Source organism: Paenibacillus sp. A14, from assembly GCF_036864815.1.
Lineage (GTDB): Bacteria > Bacillota > Bacilli > Paenibacillales > Paenibacillaceae > Fontibacillus > Fontibacillus sanfengchensis.
In genome coordinates this window covers 477685-497740 of record NZ_JBAGJD010000001.1, presented here as the reverse complement: position 1 = coordinate 497740, position 20056 = coordinate 477685, and the positions used below count along the sequence as shown (strand labels likewise).

19 protein-coding genes and 1 other annotated feature (1 of these 20 cut by a window edge) are annotated in these 20056 nt (G+C 52.1%); of the genes, 18 read left to right on the top strand and 1 reads right to left on the bottom strand.

Features of this window, described 5'->3' with window-relative positions; all coding sequences use genetic code 11:
* Positions 1-86: 86 nt before the first annotated feature.
* The 18 genes from V4U88_RS02445 (at position 87) to V4U88_RS02360 (ending at position 18041) form a co-directional block, all read left to right on the top strand.
* Complete coding sequence (locus V4U88_RS02445) at positions 87-884, top strand: segregation and condensation protein A (RefSeq protein ID WP_334071635.1); 798 nt, start codon at positions 87-89, stop codon at positions 882-884.
* On the top strand, positions 853-1467 hold the full coding sequence (scpB, locus tag V4U88_RS02440) for an SMC-Scp complex subunit ScpB (RefSeq protein ID WP_334071634.1): 615 nt from the start codon (positions 853-855) through the stop codon (positions 1465-1467). Before V4U88_RS02445 ends, scpB begins: the two co-directional genes overlap by 32 nt.
* 129 nt (positions 1468-1596) lie before the next feature.
* Positions 1597-2295 carry a DUF2953 domain-containing protein gene (locus tag V4U88_RS02435; protein ID WP_334071633.1) on the top strand — a complete coding sequence of 233 codons (699 nt, stop codon included), beginning with the start codon at positions 1597-1599 and terminating at the stop codon, positions 2293-2295.
* A gap of 82 nt (positions 2296-2377) precedes the next feature.
* Entirely contained in the window at positions 2378-2872 is a 495-nt protein-coding gene (gene ytfJ, locus V4U88_RS02430; protein ID WP_334071632.1) for a GerW family sporulation protein, read from the top strand.
* A gap of 153 nt (positions 2873-3025) precedes the next feature.
* Positions 3026-4207 carry a D-alanyl-D-alanine carboxypeptidase family protein gene (locus V4U88_RS02425; RefSeq protein WP_334071631.1) on the top strand — a complete coding sequence of 394 codons (1182 nt, stop codon included), beginning with the start codon at positions 3026-3028 and terminating at the stop codon, positions 4205-4207.
* A 28-nt stretch (positions 4208-4235) separates the two neighbouring features.
* Positions 4236-4868, top strand: a complete 633-nt coding sequence (locus tag V4U88_RS02420; RefSeq protein WP_334071630.1) for a nucleoside recognition domain-containing protein — start codon at positions 4236-4238, stop codon at positions 4866-4868.
* An 8-nt stretch (positions 4869-4876) separates the two neighbouring features.
* On the top strand, positions 4877-5410 hold the full coding sequence (locus tag V4U88_RS02415; RefSeq protein ID WP_334071629.1) for a spore maturation protein: 534 nt from the start codon (positions 4877-4879) through the stop codon (positions 5408-5410).
* A 163-nt stretch (positions 5411-5573) separates the two neighbouring features.
* Complete coding sequence (locus tag V4U88_RS02410; protein WP_334071628.1) at positions 5574-6560, top strand: DUF2167 domain-containing protein; 987 nt, start codon at positions 5574-5576, stop codon at positions 6558-6560.
* Between the two features lie 94 nt (positions 6561-6654).
* Positions 6655-7419 (top strand): pseudouridine synthase, encoded by a 765-nt coding sequence (locus tag V4U88_RS02405; protein ID WP_334071627.1) that lies wholly within the window; start codon positions 6655-6657, stop codon positions 7417-7419.
* A 359-nt stretch (positions 7420-7778) separates the two neighbouring features.
* Entirely contained in the window at positions 7779-8636 is an 858-nt protein-coding gene (locus V4U88_RS02400; protein WP_334071626.1) for a carbohydrate ABC transporter permease, read from the top strand.
* Entirely contained in the window at positions 8633-9523 is an 891-nt protein-coding gene (locus V4U88_RS02395; protein ID WP_334071625.1) for a carbohydrate ABC transporter permease, read from the top strand. The genes V4U88_RS02400 and V4U88_RS02395 overlap by 4 nt, the downstream gene beginning before the upstream one ends.
* A 55-nt stretch (positions 9524-9578) precedes the next feature.
* On the top strand, positions 9579-10961 hold the full coding sequence (locus V4U88_RS02390) for an ABC transporter substrate-binding protein (protein WP_334071624.1): 1383 nt from the start codon (positions 9579-9581) through the stop codon (positions 10959-10961).
* A 135-nt stretch (positions 10962-11096) separates the two neighbouring features.
* Entirely contained in the window at positions 11097-12101 is a 1005-nt protein-coding gene (locus V4U88_RS02385) for a LacI family DNA-binding transcriptional regulator (RefSeq protein ID WP_334071623.1), read from the top strand.
* Positions 12102-12310: 209 nt separating this feature from the next.
* Positions 12311-12838 carry a peroxiredoxin family protein gene (locus tag V4U88_RS02380; protein ID WP_334071622.1) on the top strand — a complete coding sequence of 176 codons (528 nt, stop codon included), beginning with the start codon at positions 12311-12313 and terminating at the stop codon, positions 12836-12838.
* A gap of 24 nt (positions 12839-12862) precedes the next feature.
* The gene (gene resB, locus V4U88_RS02375; RefSeq protein ID WP_334071621.1) at positions 12863-14533 is read left to right on the top strand and encodes a cytochrome c biogenesis protein ResB; all 1671 of its coding nucleotides are present in this window, start codon (positions 12863-12865) and stop codon (positions 14531-14533) included.
* Positions 14530-15792, top strand: a complete 1263-nt coding sequence (gene ccsA / locus V4U88_RS02370) for a cytochrome c biogenesis protein CcsA (RefSeq protein ID WP_334071620.1) — start codon at positions 14530-14532, stop codon at positions 15790-15792. Before resB ends, ccsA begins: the two co-directional genes overlap by 4 nt.
* 68 nt (positions 15793-15860) lie before the next feature.
* Complete coding sequence (locus V4U88_RS02365; protein WP_334071619.1) at positions 15861-16577, top strand: response regulator transcription factor; 717 nt, start codon at positions 15861-15863, stop codon at positions 16575-16577.
* Positions 16578-18041, top strand: a complete 1464-nt coding sequence (locus V4U88_RS02360; RefSeq protein ID WP_334071618.1) for an ATP-binding protein — start codon at positions 16578-16580, stop codon at positions 18039-18041.
* A 90-nt stretch (positions 18042-18131) separates the two neighbouring features.
* Here V4U88_RS02360 and serA read toward each other — a convergent pair whose 3' ends face one another.
* Positions 18132-19721: a phosphoglycerate dehydrogenase gene (serA, locus tag V4U88_RS02355; RefSeq protein WP_334071617.1), complete on the bottom strand. Its 1590-nt coding sequence runs from the start codon at positions 19719-19721 to the stop codon at positions 18132-18134.
* A 218-nt stretch (positions 19722-19939) separates the two neighbouring features.
* Positions 19940-20056: a binding site (T-box leader), on the bottom strand (it continues 121 nt past the right edge of the window).

Here is a 20056-nt window from a genome sequence, read left to right as displayed (position 1 = left end):
TGTAGTACCCTCTTTTTCGGGTACTGCATTTTTTCTTTTTAGAGGCACTGGATGCTTCACGATGTACAACGGGTGGAGGATGTTCATTGACGACCGTATTATACAAACTGGAGACATTTGAGGGGCCGCTGGATTTGCTGCTGCATCTGATCGATAAGGCCGAGATCGATATTCATCAAATCTCGATCAGTGAGATCACGGACCAGTACCTCGAGTATTTGCACAATATGCAGGAACTGGAGCTTGAGGTGACCAGCGAGTTCCTCGTCATGGCGGCGACGCTGCTGTCCATAAAATCCAAACAGCTCCTGCCCAAACCGCCCGTTATTGAACTGGAGGACGATTTCGATTATCTGTTGGAGGAAGAAGAGGACCCGAGGGACGAGCTGATCCGCCAGTTGATCGAGTATCGCAAATATAAAGGGATTGCCGAGCATCTTCATGAGCGTGAGTGGGAACGCAGCCTGATCTTTTCCAAGGAGCCCGAGGATTTAACGCCCTACTTGCCGGATATCGAGGAGAACCCGGTTAAGGGACTTCATGCCGCCGATCTGATCGCGGTGTTTCAGAAGGCGATCCGTAAATCGGTCAAGCGTAATGCCGTGGCGCGGATTCATCGCGACGAAATTTCGGTAAAGGACCGGATCAGGGAGGTGCTATCCGCCCTGGAAACGGTGGGAAAAGGCGGAAGACTGTTATTTTCCAAGCTGCTGCATCAGGAGATGCACAGACATGAAATCGTAGTGACTTTTTTGGCTGTACTGGAGTTAATGAAAATGAAGCAAATCGTATGTTACCAGAACAAATTGTTCGATGATATCGTTATGGAGTGGAGAGGGGAAGGAAAGGCCGATGAATTATCAGGAATTGAAATCGATTATTGAGGGATTGCTTTTTCTGGCGGGTGAAGAAGGAATCAGTCCGAAGCAGCTGGCGGAAGTGACGGATCAGCGGCAGGACTTGATTATCGAAGCCTTGCAGGATATGAAGAGCTCCTTCGAGCGTCAAGATCGGGGGCTGCAGATCGTACAGATCGCCGGGAACTACCAGCTGGCAACGCTGCCTCAGCATGCGCCGTATTTCGAGAAACTGGCCTATTCCCCCTCGCGTTCCACTTTGTCGCAAGCCGCGCTGGAGACACTCTCCATCATCGCCTACCGTCAACCGATCACCCGGATTGAAGTCGAGGAGATTCGCGGGGTGAAGTCGGAAAGGGCGATCCATACCCTGGTCAACAAAGATCTGATCGAAGAAGTGGGCCGTGCGGATGCGATCGGCAGACCGATTTTGTACGGGACGACGAAGGCTTTTCTCGATTATTTCGGACTGGCCAGCCTTCAGGATTTGCCGGATTTGGCCGATTTTGAAAGCAGCGAGCAATTGGAAGAAGAAACACAGCTGTTATTCCAGAAACTGGAGGAACAGCAGTTGACGTTTGACGATGTGGACAAGAATGAACAGGATTGAATAGGATTTGAATTGAACCGCCCGTTGGGGCGGTTTTTTTAATTCTGGCAGGGCTGGAATTTTTTTATGAACCCAGTGTCATACTAATCGGAGCTTGTTATTCCATAGAATGGCATGGAGGGCTTTCCTGTGTGGATTTTTTGGCTCGGAAGCATCCTGATTTTGTTGCTGCTGATCGTCCTATTCGTCATCCTGAATTCCAAAATTAAATTTCGCTTGAAAGCTAAAAAAGAAAACCGGGACGAACTGATTCAACTGGATGTCACACTTCTGTTCGGTTTGGTATCGCTTCATTATGAGATCCCGGCCATGGGTTTTGCCGATCTGAAGCAAGGTTTGTGGGTGGAGAGCGACCGGAGCGACAATTTTACGGCTGGACCTTCGGCGGCCGGGGAGAATTCGATCAACAAGGATAAGGTAAAACATTGGATGCAGCAGCTTCGTGAGATGGTGACGGCGACGGAAGGGTTTAAGAAATGGCTGATCAACACGCTTCAAAGAATCTCTTTTGTCCAGTTCGATTGGTCCACCAATGTGGCCTTGCGGGATGCCGCCCATACCGCCACGCTGACCGGGGCTTTGTGGGCCGTAAAAAGCACGATTGTCGGATGGCTATCCTATCATATCAAGCTGCGCCGGCGCCCCAAACTGTTTGTCGTTCCCCTGTTCGGTACGAGCCCGACATTTTCCACGGAATTGGTCTGCATGGCGGAAATTAGCTTCGGTTATGCTGTTTATGCCGGATTGATACTGATTTATCGGGTTTTGAAAGTAAAGGGCGGTTTGAAAATATGGCGGCGGCTTCTTACCGGATCAAAACCGCAATAGGGCGGCTTGCATATTTCCCTCCGGGGCAGGACAACATAATGCTTGCTTAATAAATCCGGCTTATTAAGGAGGTAGTGACCCAATGAATGAACATCCGATACAAGGCCTTATGCAGACAGCTATGGAAAATATTAAGGACATGGTCGATGTGAACACGATCGTGGGCGAGCCTGTCCAGACGCCGGACGGCAGCGTCATTTTACCGATCAGCCGCGTGGGTTTCGGCTTTGCCGCAGGGGGAAGTGACTTTAACCTTGACGAGAAAGACGGAAAAACCGGAGCCCATCCCGACGGCGGTAAAGGGCGGCCGTTCGGCGGCGGCAGCGGTGGCGGCGTTTCGATCAATCCCATCGCCTTCCTGGTCGTGGGCAAGCAGGGTGTGAACATCGTTCCGTTGGACAACCAGACTCATCTGATGGAGAAAATCATCGACGCCGTGCCTTCGGTCATCGACAAAATTCAATCGATGCTGCCAAACAGCGGCGGGGCCCAGACGACAGGGGCAATGTCCACGGCAAATATGGCGAACGCAACGGCTGGAACAACCACAACGCCCGCCATCCAACCTTTTGCGTAATCGCTGTTCCCTTTCCGGAACCCCGGGAGGGGTCTTTTTTTGAACAGTCGCGCAAATATAACTGTCCCTTGTCTTTCGGGGTTTGGACATACTCCCATGGACTGCTGCATATAAATATACCAGTTCGCATAAGCGAAAGTCGGAGGAATTAAGATGAAACGTACATCCAGAATTCGGGCACTCGGCATGCTTACCTTAAGTCTTGTGCTTGCGTTTTCATTATCGGGACAAGCACAGGGTGAACCGGCAGCCCCGACCACGCACGCCCAGGCGTCCTCGCTGATCGATGTGACGTCCGGCCGGATTCTATACAGTGCGTCGGGAGACCAAGAACTGCCTATCGCCAGTCTGACCAAAATCATGACGGCCATCGTCGCCATCGAGCACGGCAAACCCGATGAGCTTGTCAAGGTAAGCCGGAACGCTTACGGCAAAGAAGGCTCTTCGATCTATCTTCACCTCGGCGAGGAAATGAGTCTGGAAAACATGCTGTACGGCTTAATGCTCCGGTCCGGCAACGACGCGGCGACGGCGATCGCCGAGCATGTCGGCGGCTCCGAGGAAGGCTTCGTGTATTTGATGAACCAAAAGGCCAAGATGCTTGGGCTGGAACATACGCAATTTAAAAACCCTCACGGCCTTGACGCCGACGGGCATTATTCTTCGGCGAACGACTTGGCCAAGCTTACGGCCTATGCGCTGCATAATCCATTATTTAAGGAAATTGTGAAAACGCCAAGCCGAAGAGCTCCGAATCCCAATGATCCTTGGGATTACCGTTGGGATAATAAAAATAAAATGCTGCGTTTTTATGAAGGGGCCGACGGCGTAAAAACCGGGTATACCAAGACGGCCAGACGCTGTCTGGTCAGTTCCGCCACCCGGGGCGGCCAGCAGTTGGTCGCGGTGACGATCAACGACGGGGATGACTGGAACGATCATCGAAAAATGCTGGATTACGGCTTCGCCCATTTTCCGCTGCAAACGCTGGTGGAAGAAGGGCAAGCGGTAAAAACCGGTTTAACCGCGGGTACCGGGTTTCGATACCCGCTCATGGAAAGCGAGAAGCGGGAGGTCGAGCTTCATTTTAAGAGCCGGGAAGGAGAGGTGTTGTCCTTCGCTTATCGGGGAGAAATTGTGGTTTCGCTCCAAGGGCGGGAAATCGGCAAGGTTCCGGTCTACCAAAGCCGCTCCGATGGCGGCAACCCGCCGGCAAAGAGCAGCTTTCATCAAGCGAAGACATCCTCTTCCTATCGGCCGGACGGTGGGTATCCCGCAACCTGGCCCGGTTCGCTGGAAATGGTGCTAAGAAGGCTGCTGCTCGCCAGGGATTAAGGACCGTTTTGGGAAGGGGGAAATCCTTGTGGTCAACAAAATTTGGCTGGGCTTAATACTCATCGGTTTTCTGTTTGCCGCCATAAAAGGCGATATTAACACGGTCACCCAAGCTGCATTCGAAGGGGCGGCTACAGGAGTTACCGTCTGTTTTGGGCTCATCAGTGTGCTTGTGTTTTGGATGGGGATTATGAAGCTTGCCGAAGAATCCGGCCTGGTAAAGGCCATCTCACGCCTATTGGGTCCTGTCGTAGCCTATTTGTTTCCCGATGTTCCGAAGAATCACCCGGCCATGGGATTTATTTTATCCAATATGAGCGCCAACCTGCTCGGACTCGGCAATGCCGCCACGCCGATGGGGATCCGTGCGATGCAGCAGTTGCAGGAGCTTAATCCCGACAAAGAAACGGCCTCTCCCGCTATGTGCACCCTGCTTGCGCTGAACACGGCAAGCATTACGCTGATTCCGACAACCTTAATCGCCATACGTTTGAATTACCACTCCGCTAATCCCGCGGAGATCGTCGGCTCTACCCTGCTGGCTACGGCCATCGCTACGCTGGCCGCCATTGTCGCGGATCGCTGGTACAGAAGAAGATACGCCTGGAAAAAACCGCCGACCGTTACGACTTCCGCGCCCAATTTAACGATAAAGAGGTGAGATGACATTTGCTGAACTGGGTCAATCTGTTGTCCGCCTGGGCCGTTCCGGTTATGATCGCGTTTATCCCTTTATACGCCTACATAAGGAAAGTCCCCGTCTACGAGTCCTTTGTGGACGGAGCCAAGGACGGTTTCTCCACCGCCATCGGCATCATTCCGCATCTGGTGGGGATGATGGTCGCCATCAGTGTCTTTCGGGCATCGGGGGCGCTGGAGTTTTTCGTCGGATGGATGTCGCCTTTTCTGGAGGCGCTTCGCGTTCCCCCGGAAGTCCTGCCGCTCGGAATTCTTCGGCCGTTGACCGGCACCGGCTCTTTGGCCTTCACGACCGATTTGATCAAAACCTATGGACCCGATTCGATGATCGGGCGCATTGCTTCAACCATTCAGGGGAGCACGGACACGACACTCTATGTGTTGACGGTTTATTTTGGAGCGGTCGGGATACGAAACGGAAGATACGCTTTAAAGGTCGGATTGTTTTCCGATGTGGTTGGATTCATTGCGGCGATTGCCGTATGTCTGATACTATTTGGTTGATTATGCATGACCTTTTACCTAAACAATGGGTTTTTTTAGTTCTTTCTTCACGGACCGATATTCCTGTTTTGACACGGGATATCGGTTTTTTTTATTGGTTGTGGTTAAATGAATAGGTCTGCATTTTTTGCAAATACATAACGGAAAGAGGGAATTACATAACATGCGGATGAAAAGTGCACTGAAGAAAAAAATGGGGGCGGTCGCTTTAACGGCATTGCTGCTTACTACCATGTTCTCGTCCACCGGCGTTCAAGCCGAGACGGAACTGAACTGGGTTGAAGGGCAAGGGCAAACGGTAACGCTCGGGAACAATCTGGCCGATCTGAAGCTGAGCGAGGATTTTGTGTTCCTGAACGGCACCGATACCCAAACCTTCAAGCGCGAAAGCGGCGGCGTGCCGAACGGAACGGAGATCGGCTCCGTATTTCCGATCGCCGAAGATCAATCGTGGGCGGTCATATTCGAATATGAAGAAACCGGTCATATTTCGGATGACGAGAAGGACAAAATCGATGCGGACGCCTTATTGGAGAGCTACATCAAGGGGACCGAGGAGAATAATAAAGAACGGCCGGAAACAGACCACATGTTTGTCGACGGGTGGGAAACGCCTCCGGCCTATGACGAGAAGCTGAAAAGCTTGACCTGGGCATTGCGCGCGCATGACATTAACAAAGAACCTATCATCAACTACAACATCAGAATACTGACGCGGCAGGGCAACGTATCCGCCATTTTGGTCTCCGATCCGAACGAACTGGCGAAATCCAAGCAAATTTTGGAGGACCAGCTGCTGCCGGCCTTTACGCTTAAAGAAGGTCAGCGCTATGAGGATTTCGACGCCAAGACGGACAAGAAGGCCGAATACGGGTTGACCGCATTGATTCTTGGCGGAGCGGGCCTGGCGGTGGCGAAAAAAGTCGGGCTGATCGCCGGTCTGGTTCTGCTGTTGAGAAAATTCTGGTATGTCATTATCGCGGCTTTGGGCGTGGTTTGGCGCTTGATCACCGGTAAGAAAAAGAATAACCAGAATTTGCCGACGGAACTGGCGGAAGGCCCTCAGGGCGGTACAAACGGCGAAACCGGGCTGCCGGAAGGATCCCAGGACCGTCCGGCTAATCCGCCTGGGCCAGGGCAAACCTTATAACGAACTCAACCTTAGCGGGAGGCAGGCAAGTTGTCTCCCGCTATTGTTAATTTCAGGTTCTATGGGTATCATGTGTATGAGGTGACTTATATACATGGAGAGATTGCAGAAGATTTTGGCGGGAGCGGGTGTCGCTTCGCGCCGGAAGTGCGAGGAACTGATTCAAAGCGGCCGGGTTCAGGTCAACGGGGAAACCGTCACCGAACTGGGTACCAAAGCGGATCCCGCAGCGGACGTTATCACCGTTGACGGGAAAACGGTCGGTGCGCAGAAGAAAATGTACATTGTGTTCAATAAACCGAAAGGCGTCATCACAAGCGCCTCGGATCCACAGGGCCGAAAAATCGTCACCGACTATTTGAAGGGGATTAACGAGCGGCTTTACCCGGTAGGCCGCCTCGATTACGATACGGAAGGCTTGCTGCTGTTAACCAATGATGGCGAATTTGCCCATCTGCTGACACATCCCAAGCACCACGTGGCTAAGACTTACCTGGCAACGGTCAAAGGAGTCCCCCATGGAACGGCATTGGACAAGCTGAAAAACGGCATCATGCTCGAGGATGGAATCACGGCCCCCGCCGAGGTGGAATATTACGATATCGACCCGGAGGAGAAGCACTCGACCATTTCTATCACGATTTATGAGGGAAGGAACCGGCAGGTTCGCAGAATGTTTGAAGCCATTCAGCACCCTGTCACTAAATTGAAGCGCATATCCTTCGGCGATCTTTATCTCGGCAACCTGAAAAGAGGGTTGTACCGTCATTTAACCAAGGAAGAGGTTGAAGGCCTAGTTAAGCTGGCCAGAACGGCAGGCAAGCCGGGAAACAGACCGGCTCCGAAAAAAGAAAAATGAAACAGGGCACAGCACTCATCCAGTGCTGTGTTATTTTTTATTACATACATTTAAATATCCACCCATTTTCAGCTGTAAATTGAAAACAGAAAGCCGGAGAAATCCTTGATTTCATAGGGTTATGTGAGGTTTAGTAACAGGAAGCGATTACATCCGAAAAAAAACTATTGATTATTTTGGGATGATCTTCTATGCTAAGTATACAAAGGAAATGAAGTTAAAGCACTTAAACTTTTAGGGTGGCATCTAGATGATTTGGTACATACGATACATAATGACAAAAAGTTAAAGCGCTTTAATTTTTAAAAGAGGATGGTGATATTGTGACTCATCGTGAGAGTCGGAGGCAAACCTTTTACATGTATTTGTTTATTTCACCTTGGATCATCGGCTTCCTGGTTTTTGCGCTTTACCCGATTTTATCATCACTTTATTTCAGCTTTACGGACTATGACATTATCCACCCTCCAGAGTTTATCGGATTGGCGAATTACCGGGAGATGTTCCAAAATGAACTGTTCTGGCAATCCGTCCGGGTAACCCTGAAGTTCACTTTTATCAGCGTTCCCGTTCAGCTTTTGCTCGCGCTCGGGTTTGCGCTGCTGCTGCACCAGAAAATTCCGCTGCGCGGATTTTTCAGAACGGCCATGTATTTTCCGAGTATGGTGTCGGGCGTTGCCATGTCTCTGCTGTGGTATTGGATTTTTAATCCGCAAATCGGTTTGTTCAATTACATGCTGTCCTGGTTCGGCATCAAGGGACCGGCCTGGCTGATGGATCCGGATTCCGCCTTGTATGCTTTGATCATTATGACGTTTTGGACAGCCGGTTCCGGAATGATTCTGTTCCTTGCCGGACTCCAGGGCGTGCCGTCCAGTTTGGTGGAGGCGGCCAGACTCGATGGGGCCGGAAGGTTCAAAATTTTTGTACACGTCGTCTTGCCCATGATCTCCCCGGTTTTGCTGTTCCAACTGATTATGGGCATCATCGACTCGTTCCAGGTCTTCACTCAGGCGTACGTAATGACGCAAGGCGGGCCGAATTATTCCACCTGGTTTTACGTCTACAACCTGTACACCAGCGCATTTAAAGAGTATCGCGCCGGCTACTCCTCCGCTCTTGCCTGGGTGCTGCTGATCGCGGTCATGATTTGTACCGCCTTGATTATGAAGTTATCCAACCGCTTCGTCCATTATGAAGGAGGTGGCCGTAGATGAGCACGGTTCGAACTGCCGCGGAGCCCGGTCGTCCGTCGTTTGAAACTCCGCGTCCGCGGAAACCGGATACGGTGAAAATCATCAGCTTTCTGCTTTTGCTGGCGACGACGTTTACGATGCTGCTTCCCCTGTTTTTTATGGTATCTACGTCTTTGAAATCGAGCCGGGAGATGTTGAAATTTCCGCCGACTTTTATACCGGAAACCTGGAGTTTTGGGAATTATAGCGAGATTTTCGATACGCTGCAATTCGGCACGTTATACAAAAACAGCCTGATCGTTGCCGTGATGACGGTAATCGGGACATTGATCTCCTCGGCGCTTGTGGCTTACGGGTTTGCGAGATACCGGGGGAGGGGCAACAACATCTGGTTTATGCTGCTGCTCAGCACGATGATGTTGCCGTATCCGGCGATCATGGTGCCGCAGTTCATCCTGTTTTCCAAGCTGCAGTGGATCGATACTTTTTTGCCGCTGATCGTACCCGCATTTTTCGGGTCCGCGTATAACATCTTTTTACTGCGTCAATTTTTCCTGACCCTGCCCGATGATTTGTTTGACGCGGGGCGGATGGACGGGTGCAGCGAACTGCGGATCTGGTACAAGATCGCGCTGCCTCTCTCCGGACCCGCTTTGGCTACGGTGGCGATATTCGCTTTTATCTATAGCTGGAACGATCTGCTGACTCCGGTGCTCTATTTGAGCTCGTCCGAGCATTTTACGCTGCCGATCGGCATGTCGTCGTTAACGTCGTCGAGATTCCGGATTCCGCCCTGGCATTTATTGATGGTCGCCTCCGTCCTGGCCATGGTTCCGATCGTCACTTTGTTCGCCGTAGCCCAGAAGCAGTTTGTGGAGGGGATCGTTCTTACCGGCATCAAGTCGTAGCCTGCCGCGAAAAGCGCGGAAATCAAAATGATAAATCGATTAGGAGGATTGGAACATGAACATTCGGAGAAGGCGGAAAGGTGTTATTGGTATGGTATTGTTGCTGCTTGCGGCGATATCCTTGTCGGGCTGCGCCGGCGGGAAGTCGGCTGCGGATACGGTCCCTGGCGGCGGTGGAGGAACGGACTCCGGCGGAGGCGGTCAAGTGACCATCACGCATTACACGATCGATTCCCCGGATCGCACGTTTATCGAGCAGCTTATCCCTGAATTTGAGAAGCAGCATCCCAATATCAAAGTCAAAGTGGAGAAAGCTCCTTATGAGCAGTTTGACAGCAAACTGCAGACGCTGATCGCCGGCGGCAATTCGCCCGATGTGACGAGCCACTACGGATATGGCGGTTTCGCGGAATATTACAATAAAGACATGCTGCTTGATTTGACCGACCTGATGAAGGAAGACGGGTTTGATGCCGCAACCTACAGCATTCCCAAGGAATTGATGGAAATTTATAAAGTGAAAGGGCAAACCTACGGTATACCGGTCAATATCTACGTAACCTTGATGATGTATAACAAGGACATGTTTGATGCGGCCAATTTGCCGTACCCGCCGAGCGATTATGAGGACAAGAGCTGGACTTTCGACAAAATGGTGGAGGATGCCAGAAAGATGACCGTGCTTTCCGACGACATCGCCAAAACCCAATACGGCCTGGATTTCGCCTGGTCCGAACGCGATATGAAACCGCTGTATTTCGGAGCGGAGCCGTATTCGGAGGATACTTGGACGAACGGCGGCGTACCGTCGGAGACGCATTTTGATTCTCCGGAAGTGATCGCCGCCTATAACAAGCTCTTTGACCTGATCTTCAAAGAAAAAGTGTCGCCGACTTCCGAGTGGAGCAAGAGCGTCGCGGGTCAGAACGGAGATCCGTTTGTGGCCGGCAAAATCGGTATGACGGTAGGCGGTTCCTGGATTCTCGCGGGCTCCAACGATTTTCCGTTTAAGGTCGGTGTGGCGGCGGTACCTTGGGGCGGGAACGACAAGGTTCGGAGCAACCTGTTTGTCGATCCGCTGATGATTCTGAAGGATTCGAAACATCCGAAAGAAGCGTTCGAGTGGATCAAGTTTCTGCTGACGGATGAAATCCAGGAGAAGTCCATCGAGCTCAGCGGCGGCAATCCACCCGTTAATTCCAAGGCGGCCGAATCTTATTACAAGCATTTTGAAGGGATCGAACCGGAGGATATCAAGAAAGTTATCGAAGGATCGACAAAGTATGGTTTTGAGTCGTATAACCACCTTGTCGTTCACTATTCGCAAATCAACGATATGTTTATTAATGAGATGCAGCCGATCGAAACCGGCCATAAAACCGTGGAGGAAGTGATGCCGGTAATTCAGAAGAAAGTGACTGAAATCTTGAACCGGTAAAATTTTGCGGAGATTGCTTAGCGAGCCGCCCGGAAGGGCGGCTTTTTTGAAAACGGGGTTAGCGGAAGAGCTTCCGGCAATGTATACTTGGGTTAGACCCTGGGTCGGAATATGATGCCGCAAGGAGAAATGGGTATGAAAGTTAGCATTTTTGACGTGGCCAAAAAGTCGGGTCTATCCGTAGTCACGGTATCGCGCGTGTTAAACGGGGCGGAGACGGTCCGGGAAAAGAACCGGCAAAAGGTTCTGGATGCCATCCGGGAGCTGGATTATCGGCCGAATGCCGCCGCGAGAAGTCTGGCCCGCGGGAAGACGGGGATTATCGGCTTGATTGTGACAACACTTCAAGACTCTTTTTTCGATGCTATCGTAAAAGAAATGAATGAAGTGCTGGCCATGCACGGTTATTTTCTGGCCATCTCGGTGTCGAACGGTCTGGGTTCCGACGGGAGCCACTATTTGATTCAGGAAGACCGGGTTGACGGGCTGATTCTTCTCTCCCCGATGGAGGAGGACAGCTACATTGTGGAAATGAAGCGGCGGGGGATCCCCTACGTCCTGATCGATAACCAGAAACCGGAGAATGACACTTTTTCCGTAACGATCAACAACTTGAAGGGCGGTTATGCCGCCGCATCGCATTTGTTGGAACTCGGCCATACTTCCATAGCCCATCTGTGCGGAAACGAAACGTTCCGAAGCACCCGGGAACGCCGGGCGGGATTTCTCCAAGCCCTTGAGGAAAAAGGAATCGCCCCTTTTGAAATCGTTAACGGAGACTTTGAAATCGCCTTCGGCTACGAGACCGGCAGGCGGTGGTTGGAGAAAGGGAAGCTGCCGACGGCCGTTTTTGCGGGCGATGACAATATTGCCCTGGGCGTCGTAAACGCGCTGATGGAAGCGGGAATCCCAATTCCCGAACAAGTTGCGGTGGTGGGGTATGACGATCAATACATCGCCTCGCAACTGCATCCGCAGATGACGACCGTCCGGCAGCCTGCCGATAAGATCGGACTGGCCGCCGCCGAGATGCTGCTGAAGCGCATCGAAGGAAGGATCAAAAGAAGCGCGGTCCAGCGGATCGACCCGGAACTGATCACCCGGGAATCGACGATCGGGAGAAGCCATAGAGAACGCTGAGCGTTCTCGTCAAATATTTAATAGCAGGGAGGCCGCCGGATGAGCGGCCTTTTGAATTGCAGCGGTGCGATTTTATTATATAATTGAGAAGGTCACATAATATTCAAAATTTCCCCGGCGGAAAAGACGCTCCTTTTCGATATAATGTTCATAGGATGTTCACTTTTTTGTCGTTGATTATGATATTCGTCACAGAGGAGAGTTGTTTTATGGGGAAGGCAAGACGGCCTGTTCAAATCATTATATTGGTTTTTATCGTCATACTCGGAGGATATGCCATCAGCTCGGCAGTATTCGGCGGGGATAGCGGGAAGCCGGAACTCGGGGACAAGCCTCCTGCCGTCAAGCTGCTTGGGCTGGATGGTAAGGTACATACGCTGGAGGAGTACAAAGGAAAAGCCGTGGTCCTCAATTTTTGGGCAACCTGGTGTACCTATTGCGTAAACGAAATGCCGGCCCTTCAGGCGCAATGGGAAAAATGGCGCGATCAAGGGGTTGTTGTGCTGGGAATCAATACCGGAGAAGATGAAATGACCGTGCGGAATTTTATCGAGCAACTGGGCATCGATTTCCCGGTCCTTCACGATTTTGAGAACGATGCGGTCCGCAATTACGGCGTGGTGCCGATGCCGACGACCTTTTTTGTGAACAAGAAGGGCAGAATCGCCTCTATCCACGAAGGGGAGCTGAATTTGGAGACACTGGACGACCAAATCAAGCAGCTAGTAAATCCTTGACGACGATAAGGGGGCGTAGTAGCCATGATTAAGAACACGAAGTGCGAGTGCGGTCATCAGAATCGGGTCGGTACGGTTCTCTGCGAAGCGTGCGGGAAACCCCTGGACGACAGCGGCGATTCCACCGAGCTGCTGGAAATGCGGTATGACGGGGCCGCCCGGCGCTCGCAGCGGGCCAACCCAAATTGGATCGATAAAATCTGGAATTTTTTTTCTTCGGTGAAAGTTGCGGTATATCTGATCATATTTACCCTAATCGGGGCCATATTCGGGACGATCTTCGAACAGGAGAGCAATTTTGTCAGTTTCGATCCCTCTACCTTTTATAAAGAAAAGTACGGGACGATCGGGGACATTTATTACAAGCTGGGGCTGTCCCATACGTATGAGTCCTGGTGGTTCGTCACGCTGCTCGTCATGATCGGGGCCTCCCTGGTCATTTGCAGCCTGGACCGGGTGTTGCCGCTTTACAAAGCGCTTTCAAAGCAGAAGATCAGGAAGCACATGCAGTTCCTTACGCGCCAAAAGGTGGTTTACCAGGGACCGATCCAGGAGGACGGTGCAGCCTGGACGCAGCGGGCGATTGCCCCGTTGAAGAAGAAAGGTTACCGCGTGCACACGGACGGCGATGCGCTGCTGGCGGAGAAGCAGCGGTTCAGCCGCTGGGGGCCCTACGTTATTCATATCGGACTGATCGTGTTCCTGCTGGCCGTGCTGTTCCGCGGTCTTCCGGGCTTGCATCTTGACAAGCATTACTGGTTCCCCGAAGGGGAGATCACGAAAATTCCCGATACGAATTTGTATCTTAAGAATGAGAAGTTCACCGTGGAATACTATACGGAAGAAGAAATGTCCGAGGAATTCCGGGAAACCGGAAAAGTCGTTCCTAAGCTGTTCGAGACCAAAGCGGTGCTCTATAAATGTACGGCGAATTGCGACGATCCTTCCAAAGAGCCGGAGCTTACGGAAGTCAAACGGCATGCGATTCGCGTCAACGATCCCTTGAATTACCAGGGGGTTAAAGCCTATCAGTTCGATTTCGATCTTACGCCGAAGCTTCGGTCCGTGAAACCCGTTCTGGTCGATGTGAAAACGGGAAAACAGTATGGCAAGTTTCAACTGGACATGACCGACCCGCAGCTGAAATACGAGCTGGGACCTTACACGCTGGAGCTTAAGAACAAGTACATGGACTTTTCCCTCAACGAAAAGGGGCAGCCGGTCTCCAAATCGAACGATCCGAATGCTCCGGCTTTTTTGTTCCTGGTGAAAGGACCCGATTTACCGGAAGAAGGGGTTCAATATATTTATTTTCCCAAAGTCGTTGACAAAGAGCGTTTTCAACAGGATGCGATCAACAAAAAGTTGGGCGGACTTCAGAACAAACTTTCGCTGGACGTCCTCGGGATGGACGATGTCGATTTTATCGCGTCTTCCAGTTATCTGAACATTCGCGTCGACCGCGCGATGCCTTTTGTCTGGCTGGGACTCGGCATTGTGATGATCGGTCTGGTTATGGGATTCTACTGGCATCATCGCCGGATCTGGCTGCGCATCGATAACGGTGTACTGACGCTCGGCGCCCATACGTCGAAGAATTGGTTCGGCCTACGCCGGGAAGTAGCCGCGTTCTTGAAGGGAATGAACGTGGATGTGAATGAGAAGGAATTGGAAAACGGGGGGGAACGGTCATGAATTTTTTGGAGATCAGCAGGCTGGCGTTTGTAAGTGCCTTTTATCTTTATTGTCTCTCATTTATCTTTTACGCGATCGCGGTAACGGGGAAAACGTGGAAGAACCGGGACCCCAAGCAGCATGAACGCAAATGGGGACGCATTTCCTTCGCGACCTCATCGCTCGGGCTTCTGGCCCACCTGATCTACTGCGGGACCCGTTGGGCTTACAGCGGACATGTTCCGGTAAGCAACATGTACGAATTCATGAGCTTCCTGTCGATGATGATCATGATCGCCTTTACGGTCGTTTTTCTCATTTACCGCAAAATATTGCTCGGTATGTTCGCGCTGCCGCTTGCGATTCTGGTGATGGCTTATGCGGCGGTGTTCCCGCAGGAAGTGCAGCCTCTGATCCCGTCGCTGAGATCCATCTGGCTGTACATTCATGTCACCTTGGCCGCGACGGGAGAATCCTTCTTCGCGGTTGGTTTCGCCGCCGGGCTAATGTATTTGCTGCGGACCGTCGACTTTGGCAGCCATGACAAAAGTGGCCGCCGGCAAAAAAGATGGGTTGAATTTACGCTTTTTTCTATTATTATAGTAGTGGGCTTCATTGTCTCGGTATACTCGTTCCGTGCCGCCGGATACGAAGCGGTTTTCACTCAAAATACGACAAATATTGACAGCCAAGTAGAGGAAAATAGTACAATAGGTAAAGAAGTGTACAAATTGCCGCCTATCGTGGCTCCTCATAACAGCAAGATCGAATCCATCCAGCCATTCCTTGGGATGGATCAGGCTTTGTTTGAAGCTCCGTCCTGGATGAAGGGCGTGAATGCGGGCCGTAAATTCAACACGGTATTGTGGTCGATACTATCAGGTATCGTTATTTATGCCTTGCTAAGGCTTATCCTCCGTCGGCCGCTCAGTCAACTGCTGGCTCCTATGCTGAAGGGGATCGACCCGGATGATCTCGACGAGATCAGCTACCGGGCCATCGCGATCGGGTTCCCGATCTTTACGCTGGGGGCGCTTGTATTTGCCATGATCTGGGCGCAGCAAGCCTGGGGGCGGTTTTGGGGCTGGGATCCCAAAGAAGTCTGGGCTTTGATTACATGGCTGTATTACAGCGCATACCTGCATCTTCGGTTATCCCGCGGATTTCAGGGCAAGCAGGCTTCTTGGCTTGCCGTTCTGGGGTTCCTCGTTGTCATGTTTACGCTCGTGGGTGTAAACCTTATTATTGCCGGGCTTCATTCCTATGCGGGAACGGATTAAGCTCGCGCCTGATCTCGAAGTTTTGCCGTTAAGCTGAAATGTAAGATGATGAATAGGGGTTGTTGTCCATGTCAGATCAAGAAAATCGCATTCTGGTAGTCGACGATGAAGAGCGGATTCGCCGCCTGCTTAAGATGTATTTGGAAAAGGAAGGATACGAAATCGATGAAGCCGAAGACGGCGAAACGGCGCTGAAAAAAGCGACGTCCAATGATTACGGGCTGATTCTGCTCGACGTCATGCTGCCGGGAATCGATGGCGTGGAGGTCTGCAATCGGTTGCGGCAGGTGAAATCCACGCCGGTTCTGATGCTGACGGCCAAGGGGGAGGAAATCAATCGCGTTCAAGGGTTTGAAGTCGGTGCCGACGATTACGTGGTAAAGCCGTTCAGCCCGCGTGAAGTGATATACCGGGTCAAAGCGATTATGCGTCGCGCTTCGGCGACCGCCTATTTGACCAAGGAGAGCGGAACCAGCAACAACATCGTGTTCCCGCACCTCGTCATTGAACATGACGCCCACCGGGTGACGGCCAGCGGCCATGAGGTCAGTCTTACGCCGAAAGAATATGAACTTCTACATTATTTAGCGGTATCTCCGGATAAAGTATTTTCCCGGGAGGAGCTGTTGAAAGATGTGTGGAACTACGAATTTTTTGGTGACCTACGCACGGTCGATACGCATGTCAAGCGTCTTCGCGAAAAACTGAATAAGGTTTCGCCCGAATCCGCAGCTATGATAACGACGGTCTGGGGCGTAGGATATAAACTGGAGGTCGCGAAATAAGTGCGCTTCTGGAGAACGCTTGTCGGCAAACTGTGGATTACGATCATTTGTCTGGTTGCGTTTGTCCTGCTTTCCATGGGCTTGTTCCTGCTCCCGTATATCGACACCAACTTCACGAATTCCGGAGCGGTTAAACAGCTGTTCGTCATTATAGGGATGATTGGGTTCTCTCTGACTACGTTCTTTGCCTTGTTTTTGTTTACCAAAATAACTCAACCAATGCAGCGGCTGATCCAGGCGGCCGATTCGGTCCGAAAAGGAAAGTACGACACCCGGTTATCTCTGCGCACCAGCGATGAAATCGGCGTGCTCTCCAACACGTTCAATCATATGGCCGAGGAACTGGAGAAGACGATCCGCAGTTTGAATCACGAGAAAGAGCATCTCTCCAGCGTGCTTCGCAGTATGAACGACGCCGTAATCACACTGGACGGAAACGGTTATGTTATCCTGACCAATCCCCCGGGGGATCGCATACTGGAGATGTGGGGGGATTTGTCGGAGCAGGAAGCAGGCGATCCGGAAGGGGGGGCGGCTTCATCCGCATCCGGGCCGGGGAACGCCAACAAAGTGCCCAAGCCGCTGATGGAGATGTTTCATCGGATTTTGGCCCAGGAAGGCGACCAAAGCATGAACATTCATGTCAAAAAGGGCGTGTGGTCCGTGCATATGGCGCCGCTAACCTCCGACGGGGAGATCCGCGGGGCCGTCGCGGTGTTAAGAGATGTCACCGAGGAAGTCCGGCTGGAGAAGATGCGGCGGGATTTCGTAGCCAACGTATCCCACGAAATTCGCACCCCGCTGTCGATGATGCAGGGATACAGCGAGGCGCTGTTGGACGGTATGGCGACATCGCCCGAGGAGAGCGCCGAACTGGTGCAGGTTATCCACGACGAGTCGCTGCGTATGGGCCGGTTGGTCCGCGACCTGTTGGACCTGGCGCGCATGGAGGCCGGCCATACCGACATGTCGATGCGTGAGGTGGATTTCCGGGAACTGGCCGAAAGGGTATACCGTAAATTTCTGGTCCGGGCGAAGGAGCACGAAATCGCCTTGCAACTTGATCTCGGGGAAGGCGGCTTGCACTTGTCCTATGCGAATGAAGACCGCCTGGAGCAAGTGCTGACGAATCTCCTGGATAATGCGTTTCGCCATACGCCGGATGGCGGTGGGATCGTGATCGGTGCGGCGATGGAGGCGCAGCGGGAAGGGCCCGCGCTGCACGTCAGCGTGAAGGACAGCGGCGTCGGGATCCCGGCCGACGACTTGCCCTTCGTCTTCGAACGGTTTTACAAAGCCGATAAGGCGCGGGTGCGGGGCGAAAGAGGCGGGACGGGGCTCGGACTTTCCATCGTGAAAAATATCGTGGACGCCCATGGCGGAACGATCCATGCCGAAAGCGAGCCCGGTACAGGCACGATCTTTCATATGCTTCTTCCTGTCGAGAAACCGCAGGAAAGATAAAATCAAAAAAACACCCTTTAAGAAAAGGGTGTTTTTTTGTTGAACGCGGAAGATAAATCTTGTTCAACGTGAAACATATCTGATTTTTCTTTATTCGAAGGCAATTTGTTGCGCTTTGTTAATTTCCGGCAATTTTGTCAGATCGCCAAGCACTTCCTTTGGCGTTTCTTTATCGACGGTGAGGACCATGATCGCTTCGCCGCCGACGATTTTACGTCCGACTTGCATCGCGGCGATATTGACGTCGTTCTTGCCGAGCAGCGTGCCGACGCTGCCGATAATGCCGGGTTTGTCGTTGTGCGAAATAAAGATCAGATGGCCTTCGGGAGCGATATCGACCGGGAACTTGTCGATCTGCACGATCCGGGCGCCGTATCCGTTCAATAAAGTTCCGGCAACGCGGCGTTCCGCGCCGTCCTGGGTTTTCAGCGAAACGCTGATCAGGTTCGTGAACCCTTTGGTGGCGGAAGCCTGGGAAACGACCACATTAACGTCGCGGGCCTTGGCCAGGTGCAGCGAGTTTACAATGTTGACGTCACTGCCGAAATGGCGGGACAGCACCCCTTTAATGATATAGCGGGTCAGCGGCTGCGTATCGACCTCGGACAAATCGCCCGCGTAATCGACGTGGATTTCCTGAACCGCCTCGTTGTTCAGTTGGGCGGCAAATGCGCCGAGTTTCTCGCCCAGCTCGAAGTAAGGCTGCAGCTTGTTCATGACGCTAGGGGCTACCGGCGGCATGTTGACGGCGTTTTTGAACGGTTCGTTGCGCAGAATATGCAGCACCTGTTCCGAAACGTCGATCGCCACATTTTCCTGGGCTTCGACCGTGGACGCGCCCAAATGCGGGGTCACGATGATTTTCGGGTTGTGCAGGAAAGGGTGATCCGCTTCAGGCGGTTCCTTTTCAAAGACGTCAAAGGCGGCACCGGCAACGATTCCTTGATCGATCGCCTCGACCAGCGCCAATTCGTCAACCACACCGCCGCGCGCACAGTTGATGATCCGCATGCCTTTCTTCATCACTTCGAATTGCGGGCGCGAAATCATGTGCTTCGTCTCCGGCGTGAGCGGAGTATGCACCGTAATGAAGTCGGCATTCCGCACGATATCATCCACCGTTGCCAGCTTGATGCCAAGCTTCTCGGCGCGCTCCTCGGTCAGGAACGGATCATAACCCAGGATGTCCATGCCGAACGCTTTGGCGCGTTTGGCGACCTCGCTGCCGATTCGGCCCATCCCGAGTACGCCCAATGTTTTGTTGCGCAGCTCGACGCCGAGGAATTTACGGTCCCAAGTGCCTTGGATCGTCTTGGCATAGGCTTGAGGAATATGGCGTGCCAAGGCCATCATCATCGCAAAAGCATGCTCACAGGTTGTAATCGTGTTGCCGTCGGGGGCGTTGATCACGACAATCCCGCGCTTCGTGGCGGCTTCCAAGTTAATGTTGTCGACGCCGACACCGGCTCGTCCGATCACCTTCAGGTTTTTGCCGGCTTCCATAATCTTCTCGGTCACTTTCGTTTGGCTGCGTACGAGCAGAGCGTCATACTCAGGGATGATTTGAACCAGTTCATCTTCGGTGAGCCCTGTCTTTTTCTCTACGACGACGTCGTTTGCGTCCATCAGTTGCTGGATCCCCATGTCACTGATCGGATCCGATACTAACACTTTAAACATGATTTCTTCCTCCTAAGTATTTTTTTTATAGGATTGCTGTTCGTAAGGATGGTCATACTTGACGGACACCCTTCGAAAGCAGTCGCAAACGAGAACGCTTTTCTCCACTGCCGTTATAGTGCGTCAAAGAGCGGAGGTCGGCCAAATTACGCCACTTTAAGCTATGCCCTTTGAAAACAGGTGATAAAAAAACTCCCGAACCGCATACTACTGCCGTAGTAAGGGACGAGAGTTGTTCGTGGTACCACCCTAATTCGCTGCGCCTTTGCAGGACATAGCCTCAGTGTCGAAATGACGGAATGATAACGGAATTCATCCGACTGCGCCTACTGACT